21 protein-coding genes are annotated in these 24,983 nt (G+C 71.6%); 15 read left to right on the top strand and 6 right to left on the bottom strand.

Annotated elements, in window-relative coordinates:
* Positions 1-8: 8 nt before the first annotated feature.
* On the top strand, positions 9-1,160 hold the full coding sequence (locus tag D3P35_RS00385) for a S8/S53 family peptidase (protein ID WP_157981992.1): 1,152 nt from the start codon (positions 9-11) through the stop codon (positions 1,158-1,160).
* A gap of 44 nt (positions 1,161-1,204) precedes the next feature.
* On the opposite strand, the gene D3P35_RS00380 is transcribed toward D3P35_RS00385, so the two are convergent.
* From D3P35_RS00380 to D3P35_RS00370, 3 genes are read right to left on the bottom strand one after another with little or no spacing between them, the layout of a single operon-like run.
* Positions 1,205-2,089, bottom strand: coding sequence for a DUF3445 domain-containing protein (locus D3P35_RS00380; protein ID WP_118132475.1), 885 nt, complete (start codon positions 2,087-2,089; stop codon positions 1,205-1,207).
* Positions 2,090-2,134: 45 nt separating this feature from the next.
* Positions 2,135-3,049 carry an endonuclease/exonuclease/phosphatase family protein gene (locus D3P35_RS00375; protein ID WP_118132474.1) on the bottom strand — a complete coding sequence of 305 codons (915 nt, stop codon included), beginning with the start codon at positions 3,047-3,049 and terminating at the stop codon, positions 2,135-2,137.
* A complete protein-coding gene (locus D3P35_RS00370; protein ID WP_118132473.1) occupies positions 3,046-4,254 on the bottom strand; it encodes a bifunctional 2-polyprenyl-6-hydroxyphenol methylase/3-demethylubiquinol 3-O-methyltransferase UbiG in 1,209 nt (402 codons plus the stop codon). Before D3P35_RS00370 ends, D3P35_RS00375 begins: the two co-directional genes overlap by 4 nt.
* Before the next feature lie 208 nt (positions 4,255-4,462).
* Between D3P35_RS00370 and parE the strand changes: the two genes are divergently transcribed.
* The 4 genes from parE (at position 4,463) to D3P35_RS00350 (ending at position 8,410) form a co-directional block, all read left to right on the top strand.
* Positions 4,463-6,460, top strand: coding sequence for a DNA topoisomerase IV subunit B (parE, locus tag D3P35_RS00365; protein WP_118132472.1), 1,998 nt, complete (start codon positions 4,463-4,465; stop codon positions 6,458-6,460).
* A 121-nt stretch (positions 6,461-6,581) separates the two neighbouring features.
* Complete coding sequence (locus tag D3P35_RS00360; protein ID WP_118132471.1) at positions 6,582-7,097, top strand: hypothetical protein; 516 nt, start codon at positions 6,582-6,584, stop codon at positions 7,095-7,097.
* Between the two features lie 282 nt (positions 7,098-7,379).
* The gene (locus tag D3P35_RS00355) at positions 7,380-7,886 is read left to right on the top strand and encodes a hypothetical protein (protein WP_118132470.1); all 507 of its coding nucleotides are present in this window, start codon (positions 7,380-7,382) and stop codon (positions 7,884-7,886) included.
* Complete coding sequence (locus tag D3P35_RS00350) at positions 7,883-8,410, top strand: hypothetical protein (RefSeq protein ID WP_118132469.1); 528 nt, start codon at positions 7,883-7,885, stop codon at positions 8,408-8,410. The genes D3P35_RS00355 and D3P35_RS00350 overlap by 4 nt, the downstream gene beginning before the upstream one ends.
* 3 nt (positions 8,411-8,413) lie before the next feature.
* Here the strand turns inward: D3P35_RS00350 and D3P35_RS00345 are convergent, their stop codons facing one another.
* The gene (locus tag D3P35_RS00345; protein ID WP_118132468.1) at positions 8,414-10,246 is read right to left on the bottom strand and encodes an ABC-F family ATP-binding cassette domain-containing protein; all 1,833 of its coding nucleotides are present in this window, start codon (positions 10,244-10,246) and stop codon (positions 8,414-8,416) included.
* A gap of 122 nt (positions 10,247-10,368) precedes the next feature.
* On the opposite strand from D3P35_RS00345, the gene D3P35_RS00340 reads away from it, so the two are divergent.
* From D3P35_RS00340 to trpE, 3 genes are all read left to right on the top strand, one after another.
* Positions 10,369-11,571 carry an aminotransferase gene (locus D3P35_RS00340; RefSeq protein WP_118132467.1) on the top strand — a complete coding sequence of 401 codons (1,203 nt, stop codon included), beginning with the start codon at positions 10,369-10,371 and terminating at the stop codon, positions 11,569-11,571.
* A gap of 68 nt (positions 11,572-11,639) precedes the next feature.
* Positions 11,640-13,517, top strand: a complete 1,878-nt coding sequence (locus tag D3P35_RS00335; RefSeq protein ID WP_118132466.1) for a peptidylprolyl isomerase — start codon at positions 11,640-11,642, stop codon at positions 13,515-13,517.
* Between the two features lie 2 nt (positions 13,518-13,519).
* A complete protein-coding gene (trpE, locus tag D3P35_RS00330; protein WP_118132465.1) occupies positions 13,520-15,031 on the top strand; it encodes an anthranilate synthase component I in 1,512 nt (503 codons plus the stop codon).
* A gap of 183 nt (positions 15,032-15,214) precedes the next feature.
* Here trpE and D3P35_RS26015 read toward each other — a convergent pair whose 3' ends face one another.
* The gene (locus tag D3P35_RS26015) at positions 15,215-16,354 is read right to left on the bottom strand and encodes a hypothetical protein (protein ID WP_157981991.1); all 1,140 of its coding nucleotides are present in this window, start codon (positions 16,352-16,354) and stop codon (positions 15,215-15,217) included.
* A gap of 129 nt (positions 16,355-16,483) precedes the next feature.
* Here D3P35_RS26015 and D3P35_RS00320 point away from each other — a divergent pair, with 129 nt between their 5' ends.
* The 6 genes from D3P35_RS00320 to lexA all read left to right on the top strand — a co-directional run bounded on the left by D3P35_RS00320 (position 16,484) and on the right by lexA (position 21,315).
* Positions 16,484-17,062 carry an aminodeoxychorismate/anthranilate synthase component II gene (locus D3P35_RS00320; protein ID WP_118132463.1) on the top strand — a complete coding sequence of 193 codons (579 nt, stop codon included), beginning with the start codon at positions 16,484-16,486 and terminating at the stop codon, positions 17,060-17,062.
* Positions 17,062-18,081, top strand: coding sequence for an anthranilate phosphoribosyltransferase (gene trpD, locus D3P35_RS00315; protein WP_118132462.1), 1,020 nt, complete (start codon positions 17,062-17,064; stop codon positions 18,079-18,081). Before D3P35_RS00320 ends, trpD begins: the two co-directional genes overlap by 1 nt.
* Positions 18,081-18,884: an indole-3-glycerol phosphate synthase TrpC gene (gene trpC / locus D3P35_RS00310; RefSeq protein ID WP_118132461.1), complete on the top strand. Its 804-nt coding sequence runs from the start codon at positions 18,081-18,083 to the stop codon at positions 18,882-18,884. The genes trpD and trpC overlap by 1 nt, the downstream gene beginning before the upstream one ends.
* Positions 18,881-19,348 (top strand): cyclic pyranopterin monophosphate synthase MoaC, encoded by a 468-nt coding sequence (gene moaC, locus D3P35_RS00305; RefSeq protein WP_118132460.1) that lies wholly within the window; start codon positions 18,881-18,883, stop codon positions 19,346-19,348. The genes trpC and moaC overlap by 4 nt, the downstream gene beginning before the upstream one ends.
* Positions 19,348-20,520 carry a gephyrin-like molybdotransferase Glp gene (glp, locus tag D3P35_RS00300; protein ID WP_118132459.1) on the top strand — a complete coding sequence of 391 codons (1,173 nt, stop codon included), beginning with the start codon at positions 19,348-19,350 and terminating at the stop codon, positions 20,518-20,520. The genes moaC and glp overlap by 1 nt, the downstream gene beginning before the upstream one ends.
* Before the next feature lie 90 nt (positions 20,521-20,610).
* Positions 20,611-21,315, top strand: a complete 705-nt coding sequence (gene lexA / locus D3P35_RS00295; RefSeq protein ID WP_118132458.1) for a transcriptional repressor LexA — start codon at positions 20,611-20,613, stop codon at positions 21,313-21,315.
* A 53-nt stretch (positions 21,316-21,368) separates the two neighbouring features.
* On the opposite strand, the gene D3P35_RS00290 is transcribed toward lexA, so the two are convergent.
* Positions 21,369-23,441 (bottom strand): ComEC/Rec2 family competence protein, encoded by a 2,073-nt coding sequence (locus tag D3P35_RS00290; protein ID WP_157981990.1) that lies wholly within the window; start codon positions 23,439-23,441, stop codon positions 21,369-21,371.
* Between the two features lie 71 nt (positions 23,442-23,512).
* Between D3P35_RS00290 and gltX the strand changes: the two genes are divergently transcribed.
* Positions 23,513-24,928 (top strand): glutamate--tRNA ligase, encoded by a 1,416-nt coding sequence (gene gltX / locus D3P35_RS00285; protein WP_118132456.1) that lies wholly within the window; start codon positions 23,513-23,515, stop codon positions 24,926-24,928.
* Positions 24,929-24,983: the final 55 nt, after the last annotated feature.

Below are 24,983 nucleotides of genomic sequence, written 5' to 3'. Positions count from 1 at the left end.
AGCGAAACATGGCCCCCATCGACTACATCCACGATCTTGCGCCCGAAGACCCCCAGGGTGCCTACCCGGAGGCGGTGGCCGCCCTCCGGCGCTCCACGCGGGTGATGATCGGGCATGTCGATGCCGGCATCGCCCCGCATCCCTCGCTGGGCTTCGCCGGAGAGATCGCCCCCTCCAACATCCTCATCGACGAGGGCGCCAACCTTTACGACCCGGAGAACGACCCCAGCCCGCTCACCTCGCTGCGCACCGGCTCCGACCCGCTGGCGGGCTATCTCGAGTTCCCCGACCACGGGGTGAAGACCCTCTCGGTCATCCTCGGCCACGAGCCGGCCTTCCGCGGCGTGGCGCCGGGGGCGAAGGTGGTGCCCTACCGGGTGTCGAACGGCCCGCTGTTCCGCAACGGCGACGGGCCGATGATGCGCTCGCGCGAGGCGACGGAGGCGATCGGCCTCGCCATCGACCAGGCGGTGCGCCTCGGCCCGGCCATCCGGGTCATCACCATCTCGATGGGCAACCCCGGCTGGCTGGGGCCGTTCGATCTCGCGGTGCGGCTGGCGGGCGGCGGCGTGGGCATGTCGCGCGTCACCGGCCGCGCGGTGGACCGCGCCTACGAGGCGGGCGTCATCCTGTGCTGCGCCGCGGGACAGGTGATCGACCGGGTGATCTACCCCGCCCGCTACCCGCGCACCATCGCCGTGGGCGGGTTCGACAGGCGCGGCGGCCTCTACGACCATTACCCGCCCGCGGGCTACGCCGAGCCGAGCCGAGTCGACATCTGGGCCCGGGCCGAGCGGCTGAACCGCGCCGGCTACCTGCCGGAGACCGACCCGCCGGTGCCCGCCTATGCCGACGACCCGCGCGCCGATGCGGGCGAGCCCTCGGGCACCTCCTACGCCACGCCGCAGGTGGCCGCGGCCGCCGCGCTCTGGGTGGAGCGCTTCCACGACCAGCTCGAGGACATGTTCTCCGAGGAGCGCTGGAAGATCGTCGAGGCCTTTCGCGCCGCCCTGCGCGGCAGCGCGCGCAACGTCCGCGCCCGGCTGCACACCGACACCGACGTGCCGATCCGCGCGCTCGACATCCCGCGGCTGCTGGACACCAGGCCGCAGCCCGTCAGCGGCGAGCCTGCCGCGCGCAGCGGAGCCGGCTTCTTCTGATCACTTCGCACGGCGGATGAAGAACACCCGCCATGCAATTGAAATCACGCGTTTACGCGGGCTTCCTCGGGGAAGAGATCGGCGAGTTTCGCGATCATCTGCGCGCCGCCCTTGTAGGTGAATTCCTTCTCCGGCAGCTTGCGGAACTCGGCCAGCATCACCGTGCCTTCCTCCGGCGTCACGCTGGAGATATGCGCGACATCGGTCTTCACGGTGAAGATCACGGCGCCGCTCTGCGGCAGGCGGCTGAGGGTCTGGCGCTCGACGCGCAGCCAGAGGTCGGGCTGGTCGTAGTTGCGCTGGCGGTTGGCCTTGGAGATCGGCTGGAACAGCTCCGGGTAGGTGTGCAGCACCCAGTTCGCCCGCCACAGCGGGCGGCCGGGGCGGATGGCGTCGAAGAACCGCTGCACCCGCTTCGACAGGCTCTCCTCGTAGAAGGGCACCGGCCCGTGGATGGCGAGCAGCCCGCGCCGCATCTTCTCCTGCAACGACCAGCGCGAGGGAAAGCACAGGATGCCGCCGCCCAGGTGGTGCTCCTCCTCGCCCTCGCGGCGCTCGAGCACCAGGAAGTCCTCCTGCACCAGCCGGCCGATCGTGGCGAGCGGCGCATCGGCGGTAACGTCGATGGTCACCCCGTCCGGCCGGGTCACCACGTCGCCCTCGCGGGCATAGCCGGGGTCGGCGGCGATGGCGCCGAGCACGGTTGCGAGCAGTTCCTCCGAGGCAGGCCGGCCCCAATCCGCCTGCTGGTACACCTCGTCGCGCCGCGCGCCCGTCACCAGCCCGTCGCGCAGCGCCATCTGCGGAGCAAAGGCCGCGTCGCGCCGCAGCCATTCCGCCGGGTCGAGCGGCTGCACCCCCGGGGCCGTGGCGGTGCGTGCTTCCATGAAGGGCAGAATCGGCAGGCGGTCGAGATGCGTGGGATCCATTGCGGAGACCTTCGGACAGGGAGCGCCGCCACCCCCGGCGGACGCTCAGCGGAACAGGGCGCGCACCGGGCGGTGGTCGGACCCCAGATCCGGACCGACCGACACTCCCCCGACCGCGAGATCAGGATGCGCCAGCACATGGTCGATGGGCAAGGGAAGAAGGAAGTGCGGCTTGAAAAGCGTGAAGCCGAGCCCGCCCACCCGCCGGGTGCCGCTGGCCCGCGCCACCCGCGCCACCGCCTCCGACCACGGCAGGGCGTTGAAATCACCCGAGATCAGCACCGGCCGCTCCAGCCCCTCGAGCAGCGGCTCCAGCGCGTCGAGCTGCTGTTCCTGCGCATACGGCCAGGGCCAGCGCAGGTGGATTGAGGCGATGGTCACCGGCCCGTCCGGCCCCTCCACCCGGGCCCAGGCCAGGCCCTCCTGCTCGGCACAGCCGAAGCTGCCCTGCTTCAGCGGCAGCCGGGTGAGCACGGCGGTGGAGATGTAGCCGGTGAAGCGGCAGACGAACTGCGCCGGGTAGCGCGCCTCGAGGTTCGCGAGCACGCGGTCATTGTCGGTCGAGACCTCCTGCAGGGCGATCACGTCCGGGCTCTCGGCGGCGATCCAGGCCTCCACCTCGGCCGGCGCGCGGTTGGCGAGGTTGAGGTTGAAGCTCAGCAGCTTCAGCCGCCCGGTGGCGGCCGAGCCCGCATCCTCCCCCGCGCCGTTGAGCGCATAGGGCAGCACCCCGGCAAGCGAGATTACGAAGGCCGCGGCGGCGATCAGCCCGGGCGTGCGCGCGCGCAGCATCATCGCGGCGGCGAGCAGCAGCAATGCCGCCAGCCCGCCCTGCATGCGGAACACCGAGAGCGAGTCGAAGGCCGGGTGCAGGTGGCCCAGGAAGCCGAGCGACAGCGCCGCCACGTCTCCCAGCGCCAGCGCTCCGAGCACCCATCCGGCCCGGGCGCGCGCGCTCATCGGAAGGTCCGCGAGTAGTTGAGCTTGTTGAAGCCGGTGAGCCCGGCATGCACCGGCGCCCAGGCCTGCGCAAAGGCGAACCAGTCGAGCCGGGCGGCGCGGGCAATCTCGCCCAGCGGCCGGCCGTCAGCCAGCGCGATCAGCCGCGCGGCCGAGGGCGGCAGGCGCACCCTGTGCTTCACCCCGGCATAGTCGATGGTGATGCCGCCGCGTTTCGCCACCGTCTCGGCCAGCGCCTTCGGCGGCAGGCCGACGAGGCGCGGCACCGCGTCGGGGGTGACCTTCGCGCTCACCGCGCCCGCCCGCTCCGCATGGGTGGCATAGGCCACGTGCAGGCGGATGTCGCCGGCCAACTCCTCGGCCAGCGCCATGCGCTCGAGCGGGGCCAGCGCCTTCACCCGCGCGGCGAAGGCCTCGCCCTCGGGCAGGTAGCGCAGCGGGTCATAGCGCGCGGGCTCGAGCATCGAGACGAGGCCCAGCCCCGCCTCCTCCAGCGCAGCCCCCAGGGCGGAGACGGTGAAGGGCACGTCGCGCGAGTGCAGCAGCAGGTCGTAGAGCCCGGCGTCGGACTGCTGGTGGTCGGTCACGAACCGGTTGTGGCGGAACCAATTCGCCTCCGGCAGCGCCTTCAGCACCTCGCGGGCGAGCGCGGGCTTTTCCGAGGCCGCGTCGGCCCCCAGCAGCCGGCCGAAGGCGCTCTGCAGCGCATACACCCCGGTGCGCCCGTAAGGCGCGTAGACCATCAGCCCCATGCCGCCCTCGGGTGCGAGCGCCTTCGCCAGCGCGTCGAACCCGGCTTGCGGGGTTTCGAGGTGGTGGAGCACGCCGCAGCAGTCGATGTAGTCGAACTGGCCGAGGGCGGGCGCCTCCTCCAGCGGGCCGGTGACGAAGCGGATGTCGAGCCCGCGGATGCGCGCCCGCTCCTCCGCGATGCCGCGCGCGGCGCGCGAGGGGTCGAGCCAGGTGATCTCGGCCGGGCAGCCGGCATCGGCGAGGAGCTGCGCGATCTGGATGGTGCCGTCGCCCGTGCCGCCGCCGGCGCAGAGCACCCGGAAGGGCTGGCTCCAGTCGCGCGCGCCGCGGAACAGGAAGTGGTCGATTTCCCGCGGTGCGGAGGGCGAGCCTGTCACCAGCCGGCGCGTCTCGTCCGCCGGGTCGCGCTCGGGATAGGGATAGGTCTCGTATTGTTCGGATACCGGGTCCATGCCTGCTCTCGCTGGCCCCGCCTGCCGGGGGGCGGTGCTGCTGCCTCGGGCCCTCTCATCCGACGCGCCGGGGGGCGATGTCAACTGCCGCGGCGGCGCGCGCCACCAAGCACATGCGGTGCCGGGCGGGCGGTCATACCGGATATTGAACCTCCTCCGCCCTCTCTGCTCTAATGGGCCCTCAAGGCAAGAACGATTCGAGGACAGTATGGCAGGCAGCCCCGAGCCCGCAGACCTTTTCCAGGACGACGCGGCACAGACCGCCTATGACGCTTCGTCGATCGAGGTCCTCGAGGGGCTCGAGCCGGTGCGCAAGCGCCCGGGCATGTACATCGGCGGCACCGACGAGCGTGCGCTGCACCATCTCGTGGCCGAGGTGCTCGACAACGCGATGGACGAGGCCGTGGCCGGCCACGCCAACCGCATCGAGGTCGAGCTCACCGAGGACGGCTCGTGCATCGTGCGCGACAACGGCCGCGGCATCCCCATCGACCCGCATCCGAAATTCCCGCAGAAATCCGCCCTCGAGGTGATCCTGTGCACCCTGCACGCCGGCGGCAAGTTCTCCGGCAAGGCCTATGCCACCTCGGGCGGCCTGCACGGCGTGGGCGCCTCGGTGGTCAACGCCCTCTCCGACTCAATGGTGGTGGAGGTGGCACGCAACCGCGAGCTCTACCGCCAGAGCTTCTCGCGCGGCCTGCCGCAGGGCCCGGTGGAGAAGGTGGGAGCAGCACCCAACCGCCGCGGCACCACCGTCACCTTCCACCCCGATGCGCAGATCTTCGGCGAGACCGCACGGCTGAAGCCCGGACGGCTCATCGGCATGGTGCGCTCGAAGGCCTATCTCTTCTCCGGCGTCGAGATCCGCTGGAAATGCGCGCCCGCCCTGCTCTCGGAGAAGGACGAGATCCCGGCCGAGGCCACCTTCCACTTCCCCGGCGGCCTCGCGGACTATCTCGGCGAGCGGCTGGCGAAGGCCTCCACCTACTCGGAGAAGCCCTTCGCGGGCCGGGTGCAGTTCGCCGAGAAGTTCGGCGCCGACACCGCGGGCTACGTGGAATGGGCGATCAACTGGACCCCCTCCATCGACGCCTTCGTGAACTCCTACTGCAACACCATCCCCACGCCGCAGGGCGGCACGCATGAGTTCGGCTTCTGGTCGGCCATCCTCAAGGGCATCCGCGCCTACGGCGAGCTCACCGGAAACCGCAAGGCGGCCAACATCACCCGCGACGACGTGATGGGCGGCGGCTGCGCGATGATCTCGGTCTTCATCCGCGAGCCGGAGTTCGTCGGCCAGACCAAGGACCGCCTCGCCACCAACGAGGCGCAGCGCCTCGTCGAGCTCGCGGTGCGCGACCATTTCGACAACTGGCTGGCGGGGGACCCGAAATCCGCCGGCGCCATTCTCGACTACATGGTGCTCAAGGCCGAGGAGCGCCTCGCCCGCCGCGCCGAGAAGGAGACGGCCCGCAAGTCCGCCACCAAGAAGCTGCGCCTGCCCGGCAAGCTGGTGGATTGCTCCACCTCCGCGCGCGAGGGCACGGAGCTCTTCCTGGTGGAGGGCGATTCCGCCGGCGGCTCGGCCAAGATGGCGCGCGACCGGCGCACCCAGGCCCTGCTGCCCCTGCGCGGCAAGATCCTCAACGTGCTCGGCGCCGCCTCCTCGAAGCTCACCCAGAACCAGGAGCTCAACGACCTGTGCCAGGCGCTCGGCGTGGCCCCCGGCTCGAAGTTCCGCATCGACGACCTGCGCTACGACAAGGTCATCATCATGACCGATGCCGATGTCGATGGCGCACATATCGCCTCGCTGCTGATGACCTTCTTCTTCACCCAGATGCGCCCGCTCATCGACCACGGCCATCTCTACCTCGCCTGCCCGCCGCTCTACCGCATCACCCAGGGCGGCAAGTCGGTCTATGCGCGCGACGACGTGGAGAAGGACGCGCTGATGGCAAAGGGCCTCGGCGGGCGCGGCAAGATCGACATCTCGCGCTTCAAGGGCCTCGGCGAGATGGACGCGAAGGACCTCAAGGAGACCACGATGAACCCGGAGAAGCGCCAGCTCATCCGGGTGACCATCGACGAGGACGAGCCGGGCGAGACCGGCGATCTCGTGGAGCGGCTGATGGGCAAGAAGCCCGAGATGCGCTTCCAGTACATTTCCGAGAACGCCCGTTTCGCGGAAGTTGTAGACGTCTGACACGGCCGCGCCGGCCCGCGCCGGCGCGGCATGCCATGGCCAAAATACGGAAACGCGTACAAGTAGTTGGCCGGTGGCCGGGCCATATCCCACTGCATGGACTTAACCATGGAGTGAAGACATGAAACGCAACATCCTCGCCTCCCTCGCCGTCGCCGCGCTGCTCGCCGGCGCCTCCGTTGCCAGCGCGGAAACCCTCTCCCTGCCGGTGGGCGAAGTGTTCAACAAGGACTTCGCCAGCGCCTTTGCCAGCTCGGGCAGCCTGCCGCTCGGCGGCACCCAGGCGGTGGAGATGCACGGCACCCCGCCCGAGGGCATGACCGACGCGCAGTTCGCCGCGATGATGTCGGCCCCGGCGAGCTACCAGCCCACCCGGTTCGCGCCGGCGAAGCCCGGGCCGGAGGCCTTCCGCTTCGTCGTCGGCTTCGGCGGCCAGGCCCCGGAAAACTACTGCGGCGGCGAGGTGGACGGCGGTGCGGCCGATCTCGTCTCGGTGGCGGTGTGCAACGGCCCGGTGACCGTGAGCCGCGCCTCGCTGCGCGTGAGCCCCGAGGAGTCGCTGCAGCCCCAGGTCGACACGCTGATGCAGGCCCTGCTCACCCCCGACCAGACCGAGATGGCCAACCCCCGCCACTGAGGCACCCTCCCCGCCGGCAGGCGGCGCGCGGCGGGCAACCGCCCACGCCACCTGCCCGCAGGGCATGCCCCACGGGCCCGCCACGCAAGCCCCGCGCCCCCGGCCATCCCCCGGGGGCGCGCTTGCGTGCGGGCACCGCGGCACCGGTGCACAACCGGCGCGAGAAAATGAGGGGCTTCCGCGAACCTCCGGATATATATTAAGTCACTCAATGTCCGGACCGGGTGCCCCCGGCCAGCGGGTGGCCATCCTGCCGCTCCGCACCCCCCACAGAAGGTGGAGATGAACATGAAAGCCTATCTCGCGGCCACGTTTGCTGCTCTCGGCCTTGCGGCCTGCTCGGGGCAGAGCCTCGTCTACAACACCGATTACCGCCCCAGCTTCGCTGCTGCCGGCATGGTTCCGCTCGGCGGCACCCAGCCGGTGGAGATGCACGGCACGCCGCCGCGCGGGCTCACGGATGTCCAGTTCACCCAGATCATGCGCGCCCCGCCGAGCATGCAGGCCACGACCTTCGCCCCGGCAAACCCCGGGCCCCGCGAATGGCGCTTCGTGGTGTCCTTCGGGCGTGATCAGAACACCGCGCTCTGCGAGGAAGCCGCCCCCGGCGGAAACCCCGACGTGCTCGCCATGTCGCTGTGCAACGGCCCGGTGCAGGTCAGCCGCGCCTCGCTGCGCATGACGCCGGACAAGCCGCTGCAGCCGCAGATCGACCAGCTGATGTACACGCTGCTCACCCCGCCGAACGACTCGCCCGACGATGGTGACGGCGTGCGGCGCCGCTATTGAGACGCGCCCTCCTCGCCTGCGCCCTGCTCCTCGCCGGCTGTGACGACCCCGACGGCACGGTCGTCACCCACATCACCCGGGAGGCGGGCTACGACCCGAGCATCTTCCGGGCCGGCGGCGTGGCGCTCGAGATCCACAACACGCCCTTCGCCGGCATGAGCGAGGGCGAGGTGGCGGGACTGATCGCGCTGCCCGAGAGCATGGCGAGCGGCATCCGCATGCCGCTCGTCGGCCCCGGGCAGGCGGGCCCCCACCAGGCGTTCCGGCTGGTGCTGGTGTTCAATGGCAGCGCCGGCGCCTCCGCCCTGCGCGGCGCCTGCACGGCCGAGGGCCCGCTCGACGCGCGGCCGGCGGAGGAGACCGGCTATGCCGTGCACGCAGTGGTGTGCCGCGAGGAAAAGCCGCTGCTCTCGGGCTACATGGTGGCAAAGAAGGTCGCGGCCGGCGACGGCGAGGCGATCACCCGCTCGCTGCGCACCCTGTTCCGCGCCATGGGGCTTTCGAAGGGCGAGGACCAGCGCTGAGGCTCAGCCCTCCAGTTCCTCGCGCAGCGCCTCGAGCTCGAGCCATTCCTCTTCCATGGCCGCCAGCCGCTCCTGCCGCTCCACCAGCCCGTCCGTGGCCTTCTGAAACTTCGCGGGCGCGGTGGTGAACAGCTCGGGGTCGGCGAGGAACTGCTCCAGCCGGGCGATCTCGGCGGTCACCCGCTCCATTTCCGCCGGCAGGGCCTCGAGCCGCAACGACTGCTTGTAGCTCAGCCGGTCCTGCGGCTTCGGCGCCGCCGCGGGCTCGGGCGCCGCGGCCTTCGGCTTCGCTGCGGCAGCCGCGGCGGCGGGCGCGTCGGCCAGCCCCTCGGCGCGCTGGGAGCGGTAGTCGGTCCAGCCGCCGGCATAGACCGTGGCGCGGCCGTCGCCCTCCATCGCGATGGTGGTGGTGGCCACGAGGTCGAGGAAGTCGCGGTCGTGGCTCACCAGCAGCACGGTGCCGTCGTAATCGTCGAGGATCTCCTGCAGCAGGTCGAGGGTCTCGACGTCGAGATCGTTGGTCGGCTCGTCGAGGATGAGCAGGTTGGAGGCCCGCGCCATGATGCGCGCCAGCAGCAGCCGGGCCTTCTCGCCGCCCGACAGGGCGGAGACCGGGCCGCGGGCCTGGCGCTCGTCGAACAGGAATTCCTTCAGGTAGCCCACCACGTGGCGCGGCGTGCCGCGCACCATCACCTGGTCCGAGCGGCCGGAGACGCCGAGCTCGGGATCCTCCGTGAGGCTGGCCCAGAGGCTCTTCTCGGGCGCGAGCTGGGCGCGGTTCTGGTCGAACAGTGCCGCGGAGAGGTTGGTCCCGATGCGGATGGTGCCGCTGTCGGGCGCCACCTGGCCGGTGAGGATGTTGAGCAGCGTGGTCTTGCCCACGCCGTTCGGCCCCACCAGCGCCACGCGCTCGCCGCGCATCACCCGGATGGAGAAATCGCGGATGATGCTGCGCTCGCCGAAGGCCTTCGCGACATCCGTGGCCTCGACCACCAGCTTGCCGGATTTCGGCCCGCTGTCGATCTCCATGCGTGCCACGCCGGTGCGGGCGATCTGGTTGCGCCGCTCCTCGCGCAGGCCCTGCAGGCGGCGCACCCGGCCCATGTTGCGCTTGCGGCGGGCGGAGATGCCCTCCACCGCCCAGCGGGCCTCGGCCTTGATCAGGCGGTCGAGCTTGTGGCGGCTCTGCTCCTCCTCCTCGAAGGTCTTGTCGCGCCATTCCTCGAAGCCCTCGAAGCCGCGCTCCTGCCGGCGCACCTCGCCGCGGTCCACCCAGAGCGTGGCGCAGGTGAGGCGGCGCAGGAAGGCGCGGTCATGGGAGATGAGCACGAAGGCCGCACGGGTCTGGGCGAGGTGCTCCTCGAGCCAGCCGATCGCCTCGATGTCGAGATGGTTGGTGGGCTCGTCGAGCAGCATCAGCTCGGGCTCGGCCGCGACGATGCGCGCCAGTGCCGCCCGGCGCCGCTCACCGCCCGAGGCGGCCTCGGGCCGGGTGGCGGGGTTGAGCTTCAGCCCCTCCATCACGATGTCGGCGCGGTAGCGCTCGGCCTCGGGCACGCCGGAGGCGGCGTAATCGCCCAGCGTCTCCCAGCCCGAGAGGTCGGGGTCCTGGGCCATGTAGTCGACCAGCGCGCCGGGCTGCACGAAGCGGGTGCCGCGGTCGGCCTCCACCAGCCCGGCCATGATTTTCAGCAGCGTGGACTTTCCGGAGCCGTTGCGGCCCACGAGGGCGACACGGTCGCCCGGCTGCACGGAAAGCTGCACCCCCTCGAAGAGCGGGTTGCCCCCGAAGGTGAGCGAGATGTCGGCGAGGGTGAGGAGCGGTGGCCTGTTCATGCGCCAAGGCCGTAGCGCGGCGGCGCGGCGCGGTCAACGGGGGGCGTGGCCCCGCGGAGCCCGATCCTCGTTGCATTCGCCGTGACGGCGCGTAGGGTGCGGAAAAACACGCAGGAGTGACCATGCCCACCGCCCCGTTCTCGCGCACCATCGACGCCACCTTCCCGCCCCCGGTGATGGAGGCGCGGCGCTGGATCGCGGGGCGCAGCTTTCCCGCGGAACGCCCCCTGCTGAACCTCAGCCAGGCCGCCCCGGTGGAGCGCCCGCCGCTGGCCCTGCGCGAGGAGATCGCCCGCGCGGCCCTCGAAGACCCGCAGGCGCATCTCTACGGCCCGGTGCTGGGACTGCCGGAGCTGCGCGCCGAGATCGCCACGCAATGGTCGGCGGCCTATGGCGGCAGCATCGCGGCACAGGACGTCTGCATCACCTCGGGCTGCAACGAGGCCTTCTGCGCGGCCATCTCCACCATCGCCGCGCCCGGCGAGGCGGTGATGCTGCCCACGCCGTGGTATTTCAATCACAAGATGTGGCTCGACACCGCCGGCATCGAGGCCGTGCCCCTGCCCTGCGGCCCCGACATGGTGCCCGACCCGCAGATGGCCCGCGCGCTGATCTCGGCAAAGGTGAAGGCCATCGTGCTCGTCACCCCCAACAACCCCACGGGGGCGGAATATCCCGCGGGCGTGCTCGCGGCGTTCCTGAAGCTCGCGCAGGAGGCCGGCATCACCCTGGTGGTGGACGAGACCTACCGCGACTTCCACTCCGCCTCCGGCGCCCCCCACGCCCTCTTCACCGACCCGCGCTGGCGCGAGAACCTGGTGCACCTCTACTCCTTCTCCAAGGTGTTCCGCCTCACCGGGCACCGGGTGGGGGCGATGGTGGCGAGCCCGGAGCGCCTCGCGCAGGTGGAGAAATTCCTCGACTCGATGACCATCTGCCCCGCCCAGCTCGGCCAGATGGCCGCCCTGCACGGGCTGCGCACGCTGAAGGACTGGGTGGCCGGCGAGCGGCGCGAGATCCTGGCCCGCCGCGCCGCGGTGGAGGAAGGCTTCGCCGCCCTGCCCGGCTGGAAGCTGCTCGGCTGCGGTGCCTATTTCGCCTATGCCGAGCACCCGTTTCCCGAAAGCTCCCTCGCGCTGGCCGAGGCGCTGGTGGAGGAGCAGTCTCTGCTGCTGCTGCCCGGCACCATGTTCACCCCCGAGGGTGCGGGCGGCGAGCGGCAGTTCCGCATCGCCTTCGCCAATGCCGACGTGGCGGGCCTGGGCGAGATGATCCGCCGGCTGGCGGCCTTCACCGCGGCGCGCACGCCCGCGCCGGCAAGCTGAACAAAGCGTAACTGGACAGGGCCGGGACGCGGCCCTAAAAGCAGCCGCGAAACGGTGAAGGGAAAGACATGCTCGGCTCCATGCGCTTCAAGGCGACGAACATCCTGGTCTGGATCATCCTCGTGCTCCTGATCTTCGGGCTCGCCGGCTTCGGCATCTCGGACATGCTGCGCGGCGGGATCTCCAACGAGATCGGCAGCATCGGTGACCAGAAGATCACCCGCGAGCAATATGCCAACGCGATGAACGCCCAGCTTCAGCGGCTGTCGCAGCGCGCGGGCCGGCAGATCACCATCGCCGAGGCGCGCCAGTTCGGCATCGACCGCGCGGTGCTGGCCGAGCTCGCCCGCCGTGCGGCACTCGACGCGGAGGCCGAGCGCCTCGGCATCGGCGCCGACATGGCCACCGTGCAGAAGCGCATCTCGATGATCCCCGAGTTCCAGGGCCCGGACGGCACGTTCAACGCCCAGCAGGCCCGGCTCGTGCTGCAGCAGTCGCGGATGGACGAGGCGGACCTGCGCGAGGACGTGGGCTCGGAGGTGAAGCAGAACATCCTCGCCGCCGCCGTCGCCTCGGGCATCACCGCGCCGCAGGGCCTGCTGCAGACCATCTTCGCCTGGCGCAACGAGCAGCGCGGCTTCACCTGGGTGAAGCTGCCGGCAAACCGCTTCGGCGAGGCGCCGGACGCCCCCGATGACGCCACCCTGCAGGCCTGGCACGACGAGCATTCCGCCGACTACACCCTGCCCGAGACCCGGGAAGTGACCTACGCGCTGCTCGACCCCGCGAAGCTCACCGCCGATGTCGACGTGCCGGAGGACGCCCTGCGCGCCGAGTACGAGCGCCGCGCCGCCCAGTACGACATCCCCGAGCGCCGCAGCCTCAGCCGCCTCGCCTTCGCGAGCCAGGCCGATGCCGAGGCCGCGAAGGCCGCCATCGACGCGGGCGAGACCACCCTCACCGCCCTTGCCGCCGAGCGCGGGCTGGAGCCCTCGGACATCGACCTCGGCGAGCGCGCGGAGACCCAGCTTGCCGCCAGCGCCCGCGGCCCGGTGTTCGGCACCGATGCGCCCGGCGTGGTCGGCCCGGTCGAGACCGATCTCGGCCCCGCCCTGTTCGAGATCTCCGCCATCCTCGCCCCGCAGCACACCAGCTTCGAGGACGCCCGCGCCGAGATCCACGAGGCGCTCGCCACGCGCGATGCCGTGGAGCGGGCCACCGGGATCGCCACCGAGGTGGAGGATCTCGTCGCCGGCGGCGCCACGGTGGAGGAGATCGCGCAGGAGACGCCCTTCGAGCTCGCCACCCTCGAGGTGCCGGCCGACGGTTCCGGCACCGGCCTTGCGACCGACACCAACTTCCGCCAGACCGCGCTCGGCGCGCAGGAGAAGGTCGAATCCGACCTCACCCAGACCGCCGACAAGCGCTACTTCGTGCTGCGCGTGGACAGCATCCGCCCCGAGGCGGTGCAGCCGCTCGACGAGGTGCGCGACCGCGTGCTGGCCGACTGGACGGCCGAGCAGAAGCGCCAGTCCGCCCACGCCGCCGCACAGGCGCTGGCCGACCGCATCTCCGGCGGCGAGGCCTTCAGCCGGGCCGCGATCTCGCTGGGCATCACCCCGGGCGACGCGGGCCCGGTCACGCGCAGCCAGCAGGTGGAGAACCTCCCGGCCGAGGCGGTGAGCGCCGTCTTCACCCTCGATCCGAACGGGGTCGCGGTGGCCGATGACGACACCGGCTCCTACGTGCTGCAGCTGCGCAACGTGACGAGCTTCGACCCCGGCGCCCCTCAGGCCCAGGCGATGATGACCCAGGCCCAGACGCAGATCGACCAGTCGATGACCGAGGACGTGATGCAGGCCTATGTCTACGCGCTCGAGAACGCCGAGGACGGGCTGCGGGTCGACATGAACGCCGTCGACACCGTGCTGAGCCAGATGCGCTGACCATGGAGCTGTTTCCCGGATACCCCGCCTTCGAGCCCCGGCACGCGGCGGGCGAGAACCAGGTGCTGTGGACCGTGCTGCCGGCCGATCTCGACACGCCGGTCTCGCTCATGCTCAAGCTCGCGGCAGGGCGCAAGGACACGTTCATCCTCGAATCCGTCACCGGCGGCGAGATCCGCGGCCGCTACTCCATCATCGGCATGAAACCCGACCTGGTGTGGCGCTGCGCGGGCGCGCAGGCCGAGGTGAACCGCCAGGCGCGCTACGACGCGGACGCCTTCGAGCCCGACACCCGCGCCCCCCTCGCCTCGCTGCGCGCGGTGATGGAGGAGAGCCGGATCGACCTGCCCGAGGGCCTGCCGCCGATGGCCGCCGGCATCTTCGGCTATCTCGGCTACGACATGGTGCGCCATGTCGAGCACCTGCCCGACGTGAACCCCGACCCGCTCGGCCTGCCCGACGCGATCATGCTGCGCCCCACCATCATCGCCATCATCGACGGGGTGAAGGACGAGGTGACCATCGTCGCCCCGGTCTGGGCCGCGGACGGGCTCTCGCCCCGCGCCGCCTATGCCCGCGCCGCCGAGCGCCTGCAGGACGTGGTGGCCGATCTCGACCGCTCGCCCGCCGCCGAGCGGCGCGACTGGTCGGCCGAGACCTTCGATCTCGCCCCGGTCTCCAACACCTCGGAGGCCGAGTACCACGAGATCGTGGCGAAGGCGAAGGAGTACATCCGCGCCGGCGACATCTTCCAGGTGGTGCCGAGCCAGCGCTGGTCGGTGCCCTTCCCGATGCCGCCCTTCGCGCTCTACCGCGCGCTGCGCCGCACCAACCCCTCGCCCTACATGTTCTACTTCGACTTCGGCGGCTTCCAGGTGGTGGGCGCCAGCCCGGAGATCCTGGTGCGGGTGCGCGACGGCGAGGTGACCATCCGCCCCATCGCCGGCACCCGCCCCCGCGGCGCCACGCCCGAGGCGGACGCCGCCCTCGAGGCCGAGCTGCTCGCCGACCCCAAGGAGCGCGCCGAGCACCTGATGCTGCTCGACCTCGGGCGCAACGACGTGGGCCGCGTGGCCGAGATCGGCACGGTGAACCCCGACGAGCAGTTCATCATCGAGCGCTACAGCCACGTGATGCACATCGTCTCCAACGTGCGCGGCCGGCTGCGGAGCGATACCGACGCCCTCGCCGCCCTGCTCTCCGGCCTGCCGGCGGGCACGGTCTCCGGAGCGCCCAAGGTGCGGGCGATGCAGATCATCGACGAGCTGGAGAAGGAGAAGCGCGGCGTCTACGGCGGCGGCGTGGGCTATTTCTCCGCCGCGGGCGAGATGGACGTGTGCATCGCCCTGCGCACCGGCGTGGTGAAGGACGGCACGCTCTACGTGCAGTCCGGCGGCGGCGTGGTGCATGACAGCGATCCGGCGGCCGAGTACCAGGAAACCGTGAACAAGGCGCGCGCCCTGATGCGCGCCGCCGAGGAAGCCGTGCGCTTCACCGGCCGCGGCAACCGCTGAGCGCCCCGGGCCCGCCCTCGCCGCGGGCCCGCTCTTTCCCGGAGAGTTCCCGGCGCGATGGCGCGGCCCCGCGCGCCCGCCGCACGGTCGCGGGGCCTCGCTCCTGCGGTGCAGCTCCGTGGCTCCGCTCCCCTGTGGTCCCTCGCTCCTGCCGCGCAATCCGGCCCGGTTTCGCGCGCTGGCTCAGCGCGGGAGCTGCGCCGTGGCCGGGGCCAGCGCCACCCGCCCCTCGTTGCCCGCCAGCGCCCAGGAGAGGATCTCCCGCGCGGTGTCGGGCCAGGTGTGTCCCAGCAGCACGACACCCTTCCGCGCCGTGGCGGCCGAGAGCTCCCGGGCCGCGTCTTCGAGCACGGCGCCGGTTTCCTGCGTCCCGCCGGCCTTGGCGGCGTCGAGCATCCGCGCCACCTCCAGCTCCGGCCCCTGGGCGGGCTCGGACCCGCGCTCCGGACCAAGCACCACCAGCGCGAGGCCGCGGCGCGCGACAGGGCCGCGCAAGGCGCTGGCCTGTCCCGCGGGCAACATCACGCCCACCGCCTCGGGCGCCCGCGAAAGCGCGGTCTCCAGCCGGGCCACGGCGACATCGGTGCCGTCGCTCGCGCTGCCGCCGGCCGGGCGCAGGAACAGCTCGTAACCCATCCCGCGCAGCAGCGCCGCGCGCTCCGCGAGCCCGGGCAGGTCGGAGGGCAGCACGAAGCTCACCGGCAGGCCCATGCCGGCCAGGTCCTCCAGCGCCACCCCGCCCTGGGGCAGCACCTCGAGCAGGATCGAGAGCACGGGCGCATCATCCGGGGCGGCGGCGTCTGCCTCGGCGGCGTAGGCCTGCCAGGCCGGCGTGCCCGGGGCGGCGGCATGCTGCGCGCCCGAAGGCGCGGCAGCGGACGCCCGGTCCATGCCACCAGGGGCCACGGGCGCCTGTGCGCCGGCATCCGCGCCGGGAAGCTCGGGCGCGGGTGCGCGGGCATTGAGGCTGTCGGCCGGGGCCGCGGCCTCGGGCGGTGCTTCCTCGGCCGGCGCCGGTGCGGGCCCGGCAGGCGCCGCGGCCACCTGCGGCGGCGCGGCGTCGGATCCGGCCTGGGTCGCCGGCGAGGGCGGTGCCTGCTGCGTCTCCGGCGCGGGTGATACAGCCTCAGACCCCGCCGCCCCGGCCTGCGAGGCTTCCGGCGCGGGAGCCGGCCCGCGTTCGGCTGTGCCGTCCCCCGCCGCATCCTCCGCCGGGGGCGGCGGGCCCAGCACCGCCAGCGCACCGGCCAGCACCAGGCTCAGCACCGTTCCCGTTGCCAGCCCGCGTCCGAATCCGTTGCCCCGGCCGTCTTGCCTGCTCATTTCGCCTCACCTTCCCGGCGCCGTCGCCGCTGCAGCGCTTGACCTCGGACAGTCACCCGAGCATGTATACGCCCGAACCGGGTCGCGCCAGCACGTCTGCCGCCCGCCCAGGCGAGGAAACGGACTGCCATGCTGCTGCTCATCGATAACTACGACAGCTTCACCTACAATCTCGTACATTATTTGGGCGAGCTCGGGGTCTCAAGCCTCGTGAAGCGCAATGACGAGATCGATGTGCAGGCCGCCCTCGCCCTGAAGCCGGAGACGATCCTGCTCTCCCCCGGCCCCTGCGACCCCGACCAGGCCGGCATCTGCCTCTCGCTCACCGAGGCGGCGGCGGCGGCCCGCATCCCGCTCATCGGCGTGTGCCTGGGCCACCAGACCATCGGCCAGGCCTTCGGCGGCCGGGTGGTGCGCTGTCACGAGATCGTGCACGGCAAGACCGCCGAGATCCGCCACGCCGGGCGCGGCGTGTTCGCCGGCCTGCCCTCGCCCTTCCGCGCCACGCGCTACCACAGCCTGGTGGTGGAGCGCGAGAGCCTGCCCGACTGTCTGGAGGTGACGGCCGAGCTCGAGGACGGCACCATCATGGGGCTGAGCCACCGCGAACTGCCGATCCACGGCGTGCAGTTCCACCCCGAGTCGATCGCCTCCGAGCATGGCCACGCGATGCTGCGCACCTTCCTGAACCTGACCGAGGCCGCCTGATGTCCGACGCCATGAAACCCTTCATCGCCCATGCCGCGGAGCGCGCCCTCACGCGCACCGAGGCGGAGGCGGCCTTCACGCTGATCATGGAGGGTCAGGCCACGCCGTCGCAGGTGGGCGGGCTGCTCATGGCGCTGCGCGTGCGCGGCGAGACGGTCGACGAATACGCCGCCGCAGCCGCGGTGATGATCGCGAAATGCGCGAAGGTGCGCGCGCCGGAAGGCGCGATGGACATCGTCGGAACCGGGGGCGACGGCAAGGGCACGCTCAACATCTCCACCGCCACCGCCTTCGTGGTGGCGGGCGCGGGCGTCACCGTGGCCAAGCACGGCAACCGCAACCTCTCCTCCAAATCCGGCTCTGCCGACGCGCTCTCCGGCATGGGCGTAAACGTGATGGTCGGCCCGGAAGTGGTTGAGAAAGCGCTGAAAACCTGCGGCATCGCCTTCATGATGGCGCCGATGCACCACCCGGCCACGCGCCATGTGATGCCGGCGCGCTCCGAGCTCGGCACCCGCACGATCTTCAACATCCTCGGGCCGCTCACCAACCCCGCCGGCGTGAAGCGCCAGCTCACCGGCGCCTTCAACGCCGAGGTGATCCGCCCGATGGCCGAGACGCTGCTGGCGCTGGGCTCCGAACGCGCCTGGCTGGTGCATGGCTCCGACGGCACCGACGAGATCTCCATCGCCGGCCCCACCGCGGTGGCGGCGCTGGAGGATGGCGCGGTGCGCGAGTTCGAGATCCATCCCGAGGAGGCCGGGCTGCCGCAGCATGCCTTCGAGGCCATTCTCGGCGGCGAGCCGGCCGAGAATGCCGCCGCCTTCCGCGCCCTGCTGGAGGGCGCGAAATCCGCCTATCGCGACGCCGTCCTGCTCAATTCCGCTGCCGCTCTCCTCATCGCGCAGCGTGCGAGCTCCCTCCGGGAAGGCGTTGAAATCGCAACCGAAAGCATCGACAGCGGCGCGGCACTCGCAAAGGTGCGCGCCCTCGCCGAGGTGACCGGAAGGCCAAGCTGATGTCAGACATCCTGGAGCGCATCCGCGCCTACAAGCTCGAAGAGATCGCCGCGCGCAAGGCCGCGCGGCCGCTGAGCGCCCTCGAGGAGGAGGCCCGCGCCGCCTCCGCCCCGCGCGGCTTTTACGCCGCTCTCGCCGCCGCCGAGGCCGCGGGCCGCTACGGGCTCATCGCCGAGATCAAGAAGGCCAGCCCCTCGCGCGGGCTCATCCGCCCGGATTTCGACCCGCCGGCCATCGCCCGCGCCTACGAGGCGGGCGGCGCCACCTGCCTCTCGGTGCTCACCGACGCGCCGAGCTTCCAGGGCGAGGAGGCCTTCCTCGTGGCCGCCCGCGCGGCCAGCGCCCTGCCGGTGATCCGCAAGGACTTCCTCTACGACCCCTGGCAGGTGACCGAGGCCCGCGCCATCGGCGCCGACTGCATCCTGATCATCATGGCGAGCGTCTCCGACAGCCTCGCCGCCGAGCTGGAGGATGCCGCGACCCACTGGGGCATGGACGCGCTCATCGAGGTGCATGACGAGGCCGAGCTGGAGCGCGCCCTGCGCCTGAAATCGCAGCTCCTGGGCGTGAACAACCGCGACCTGCGCACCTTCACCACCGACCTCGCCACCACCGAGCGCCTCGCGCCGCTGGTGCCGGCGGAGCGGATGATCGTGGGCGAGAGCGGGCTCTTTACCCCCGCCGATCTCGCGCGCCTCGCCGCCTGCGGCAGCCGCTCCTTCCTCATCGGCGAGAGCCTGATGCGCGAGGCCGATGTCGCCGCCGCCACCCGAACCCTGCTGCAGAACCCGGTGCCCGCATGAGCTTCACCCATTTCGACGACAAGGGCGCGGCCCATATGGTCGACGTCTCCGCCAAGGAGGTCACCGCGCGCGTCGCCGTGGCCCGCGGCGCGGTCACCATGGCGCCCGAAACCCTCGCGATGATCGCCGAGGGCCGGGCGAAGAAGGGCGACGTGCTCGCCGTCGCCCGCCTCGCCGGCATCATGGGCGCGAAGAAGACGCATGACCTGATCCCGCTGTGCCACCCGCTGGCGCTCTCCAAGGTCTCGCTCGAGCTCTCGCTGGGCGCCGACCGGGTGGAGATCGAGGCGACGGTGAAGACCACCGGCCAGACCGGGGTCGAGATGGAAGCCCTCACCGCGGTCAGCGTGGCCGCCCTCACGGTCTATGACATGGTGAAGGCGGTGGACAAGGCGATGCAGGTGACCGACATCCGCCTCGTGCTGAAAGATGGCGGTAAATCCGGGCGTTACGAGGCGAAGTGATGATCAGCACCGAAGAGGCGATCGGCCGGGTTCTCGAGCTCGTCGGCCCGCTCGGCACCGAGACCGTGGCGCTCGAGGATGCCGCCGGCCGCGTGCTCGCCGAGCCGGTGCGCGCCCGCCGCACCCAGCCGCCCTTCGCCTCCTCGGCGATGGACGGCTACGCGGTTCGCGAGGCCGAGGCGCAGCCCGGCATGGCGCTGCGGGTGATCGGCGAATCCGCCGCCGGCCGGCGCTTTGCCGGCGCCCTCGGCCCCGGCGAGGCGGTGCGCATCTTCACCGGCGCCCCGGTGCCCGAGGGGGCCGACAGCATCCTCATCCAGGAGGACGCGACGCGCGAGGGCGACACGATCACCGTGCGCGAGGGCCGCGACACCGAGCGCTACATCCGCCCCGCCGGCGGCGATTTCGCCACCGGAACCGAGGTCCCCGCGCCGATGCGCATCACCCCGGCCCTGCTCTCGCTGCTCGCGGCGATGAACGTCGCCCGCGTGCCGGTGGCGCGCCGCCCGGTGATCGGCCTGCTGCCCACGGGCGACGAGCTGGTCTGGCCCGGCGAGGAGCCGGGGCCGGACCAGATCGTCTCGTCGAACAACTTCGGCCTGAAGGCGCTGCTGGAGGCCCAGGGTGCCGAGGCGCGGCTGCTCCCCGTGGCGCGCGACCGGGCGGAGGCGCTGCGCGCAGCCCTCGACCTCGCTGCGGGCTGCGACATGCTCGTGACGCTGGGCGGCGCCTCGGTGGGCGACCATGACCTCGTGCAGCAGGTGTTCCGCGAGGAAGGGCTCGACCTCGCCTTCTACAAGATCGCCATGCGGCCGGGAAAACCGCTCATGGCCGGGCGGTTGCGCGGCATGGTGATGGTGGGGCTGCCGGGAAACCCGGTGTCCTCCATGGTCTGCGGCCACGTGTTCCTGCGCCCGGCGGTGGACCGGATGCTGGGCCTGCCCGCCGGGCCGCTGCCGCGCCTCAGCGCACCGCTCGGCATCGCCATCTCCGCCAACGGCCCGCGCGAGCATTACATGCGCGCACGCCTCGAGAACGGCCGGCTCATCCCCGCCAGCCGGCAGGACAGTTCGCTGCTGAGCGTGCTCGCCGAGGCCGGGGCCCTGATGGTGCGCCCGCCGCATGACGGCCCGCGTGACGCGGGGGAACGGATGGAATACATTCCGCTCTGATTTGCAGGGCTTTCCGGGAAGCATTGACACAAAACGCGAACTTTTGTAGAACACCTGCATGGCACGATCATGGAGGAGCCGAGAGCGAGCATGCTGACCAGGAAACAATACGACCTGCTGGTGTTCATCCACGAGCGCGTGCAGCGCGACGGAGTTTCGCCTTCGTTCGACGAGATGAAGGACGCGCTGGACCTGAGGTCGAAATCCGGCATTCACCGGCTGATATCGGCGCTGGAGGAACGCGGCTTCATCCGCCGCCTCGCCCACCGCGCCCGGGCCATCGAGATCCTGCGCATGCCGGAGAACTTCCCCGAGCGGGGCGGCAGCGGTAAGAAGGCGCCGGCCCCCGCCGCGCAGAAGGAGAGCCCCGCCGCCGAAGGGCCCGAGGGCGCGTTCGACGCGGCCCCCAGCGGCACCTCGGTTCCGCTGATGGGGCGCATCGCCGCCGGCGTGCCCATCGAGGCCATCCAGCAGCCCAGCCAGCACATCGGCGTGCCGGGCAGCATGCTCAGCCGCGGGCACGAGCATTACGCGCTGGAGGTCAAGGGCGATTCGATGATCGACGCCGGAATACATGACGGCGACATCGTCGTCGTCCGCCGGCAGGACGAGGCCTCGAGCGGCGACATCGTGGTGGCCCTCGTGCAGGAACAGGAAGCCACGCTGAAGTTCCTGCGCCGCAAGGGCGGCATGGTGGCGCTGGAAGCGGCGAACCCGGCCTACGAGACCCGGGTCTACCCGGCCGACCAGGTGCGCATCCAGGGCCGCATGGTGGGGCTCATTCGCACCTACTGAGGCGCAGGCGGGCGGTTCGGGCCACGGCACGTGCCGGGCCCGGCCCCGGCCTCCTACTCGTCGGCGATATCCCTGTCGCCGTCCCTCCCGGCCGGGCGTGTCCACAGACGCGCCTGGCCCGGCGCCCGCGGGCGCAGCTCCTCCCCCACGAGATCGAAGGCCACCGCCCCGCTGCGCGCCAGTCGGCTGCGGTTGTAGAACAGGCAGGGGCCGTCGGGCGGTGCGCGCAGGGCGGCACTCACCAGCACCGTGTGCTCGGCGCAGAGCTTGGCCACCGCCTCCGGATCGGGGCGCGGCGCGGTCACCACCACGATGTCCCAGGGCCCGAGGCGCGCGGCCGAGACATGGCGCGGCTCCAGCGGCCCGGCCCCCTCCAGCGGCGCGAAGCCCTGGCGGGCGGCGGCCCGCTCCGGGTCCGGGGCCTCGCCATCCGAGCGCAGCCATTCGGTGGTGGCGAAACTCTCGCGCCGCGCGCTGAGGATGGCCCTGCCCTCCGGCCCGGTTATCCCGGCCTGGCGCCCCGAGTCGGAGATGATGAGCTCCGGCCGGTCGACCGAGACCTGCCACCAGCCCAGGCCCGCCAGCAGCACCGGCGCGCCCAGCAGCCGCACCCGGCCGCGCCAGAGCGACAGCCACAGCCCGCCGAGCGCGATCAGCGCCATCACGCCGGCCGCGGGCTCGCTCACGTAGCGCAGCGCACCCTCCAGCCCGGCCACCCAATGTGCGATGGCGAGGATCACGTCGATGCCCGCGCCCATGGCGGTGAGCACCGGCCCCGCCAGCCCGAAGGGCGCGAGCACCGCCGCCACCACCGCCAGCGGCATCACCCAGAAGCCCATCACCGGCATGGCGAGCACATTGGCCAGCAGCCCGTAGCGCGCCACCTGGTTGAAGGCCGCCGCGGCGAAGGGTCCGGTCGCCAGCCCTGCCACCAGCGAGGTGAGCGCCGTGCCGCAGACCACGCCCACCGGCCCCATCGCCATCGGCGCCCGGCCCAGCCGGCGCAGCGCGTCATAGGTCGCCACAAGCGCCAGCGTGGCGGCGAAACTCATCTGGAAGCCGATCTCCACCACGCTCTCGGGCCGCATCACCAGGATGATGCCCGCCGCCAGCGCCAGCCCGCGCAGGCTGATCGGCGCGCGCCCCAGCAAGAGCGCGCCGAACACCACCAGCACCATCACGTAGGAGCGTTGCGTGGCCACCGCGGCGCCCGAGAGCGCGAGATAGGCGGTGCCCGCCAGGATGGCGCCCATCGCCGCCACCTTGCGGGTCTGCCAGACCAGCGACAGCCGCGGCACCAGCGCGAGCCCGATGCGCAGCACCGCGAAGACGAAGCCGGTGAGCAGGCCCATGTGCAGCCCCGAGATCGCCAGCAGGTGCGAGAGGTTCGAGGCGCGCAACGACGCCTGGGTGTCCTCGGGGATGCCGTCGCGCTCGCCCACCAGGATGGCGGCGGCGAAGCTGCCGGTCTCGCCCGGCAGGGCGCGGCGCAGCCCCTCGCCGATCTGCTGGCGCCAGCGCGCCACCCGTACCATGAGCCCCTCCGGCGGCGCCTCTCCCGCGCTCACAACCCGCCCGCGCGCGAGGCCGATGCCGCCGATGCGCTCGAACCAGGCCTTGCGGCGGAAGTCGAAGCCCCCCGGCTCCACCGGCGCGCCCGGCGGCATCAGCCCGGTGAGCACCATCACCCGCGTGCCGGGCAGGAAGATCCGCCCCGCCTCCGCCTCCATCAGCGTGACCCGCAGGCGCTCGGGCGCAGGCCCGCCCGACCAGTCATGCATCACGATGTCGTCGAGCAGCAGCCGGGTGCGGCCGGAGCGCGAATCCGACACGTCGATGATCCGACCCTCCACCGTGGCCTCGGAAAACCAGCCGATCACCGGCGCGCCCACCGCATGCGCGCGCACCTGCGCCGCGCCGAACCCCGCCAGCAGCACGAGGACCGGCCAGAGCGGCAGGCGCAGCAGCCGCAGCCCGAGGCAGGCCAGCAGGCCGAGCGGCACCGCCCAGCCCGGCGGCTCGGCCGGCAGCATGAAATAGACGGCACTGCCGCCCCCGAAGAGCACGGGCAGCCAGAGCGGCCATTGCGGCCGCTCCTCCTCCAGCCAACGCATCGTCAACGCCACCGGCGGCCTTGTCCTTCCCGGCCAAAAGGGGCCATATACCCCCAACTGAACGACCCGAGGATTAACCAAACATGAACGCACAGACCGGAAAGGTCGTCACCCGCTTCGCACCCTCGCCGACGGGCTTCCTGCACATCGGCGGTGCGCGCACGGCGCTGTTCAACTGGCTCTACGCCCGCCACTGCGGCGGCACCTTCCTGCTGCGCATCGAGGACACCGACCGCGCCCGCTCCACGCCCGAGGCGACGGCCGCGATTCTCGAGGGCCTGCGCTGGCTCGGGCTCGACTGGGACGGCGAGGCCGTGAGCCAGTTCGAGCGCGGCCCGCGCCACCGCGAGGTGGCCGAGGAGATGGTGGCGCGCGGCACCGCCTATCGCTGCTGGTCCACGAAGGAGGAGATCGACGCCTTCCGCGAGGCGGCGAAGGCCGAGGGCCGCCCGCCGCTGTTCCGCTCGCCCTGGCGCGACGCCGACCCCGCGACCGCCCCCGCCGGCGCCCCGCATGTCATCCGCCTGCGCGCCCCCCAGGAGGGCGAGACCACGGTGGAGGACAAGGTGCAGGGCTCGGTCACCTGGAAGAACGAGACGCTGGACGACCTGATCCTGCTGCGCTCCGACGGCGTGCCCACCTACATGCTGGCCGTGGTCGTCGACGACCATGACATGGGCGTCACCCATGTGATCCGCGGCGACGACCACCTCACCAACTCCGCCCGGCAGACGCTGATCTACCAGGCCGCGGGCTGGGAGGTTCCGGCCTTCGCGCATATCCCGCTCATCCACGGGCCGGACGGCGCGAAGCTCTCCAAGCGCCACGGCGCGCTCGGGGTCGATGCCTACCGCGACATGGGCTACCTTCCGGAGGCGATGCGCAACTACCTCGCCCGGCTCGGCTGGAGCCATGGCGACGATGAATTCTTCACGACGGAGCAGGCCGTGGAGTGGTTCGACCTGCCGCAGATCGGCAAGTCCGCCGCGCGGTTCGACTTCAAGAAGCTGGAGAATCTCTCCGGCCAGCACATCCGCGCGGCCGAGGATGCCGAGCTTTTGCGGCACCTGCTCACTCTCTTTGCCGTGCAGGGCCGCGAGACGCCCTCCGAGGCGGTGCAGGCGCAGCTGCTGGAGGCGATGCCGGGGCTCAAGGAGCGGGCGAAGACCCTCCTTGAACTCATTGACATGGCACACTATCTCCTCGGCAGCCGTCCCTTCGTTCCCGACGAGAAGGCGGCGAAGCAAATGACACCGGAATCCCGTGGTATACTGTCAAGATTGACGCAGCGTTTGCAAAATGCTAGCTGGGGCCGCGATGATCTTGAGACAGAATGCAAGGCATTCTCGGAAGCCGAGGACATCAAGCTCGGCAAGATTGCACAACCGCTTCGCGTGGCGCTGACCGGGCGCACCGTGTCCCCCTCTGTGTTTGACGTAATGGTAACACTGGGGCGCGAGGAAAGTCTGGCCCGGTTGGCCGACGCCACCGCGGAATGAATTTTCAGGTGTCGCGCCCCGCGCGGCACCACGCCATCAGCTCCCGGCGGCCGCT

It is taken from the genome of Oceanicella sp. SM1341, from assembly GCF_003448965.1.
Lineage (GTDB): Bacteria > Pseudomonadota > Alphaproteobacteria > Rhodobacterales > Rhodobacteraceae > Paroceanicella.
Note: the sequence above shows the minus strand (reverse complement) of the source record. Positions and strands in the feature narration are given on the sequence as shown.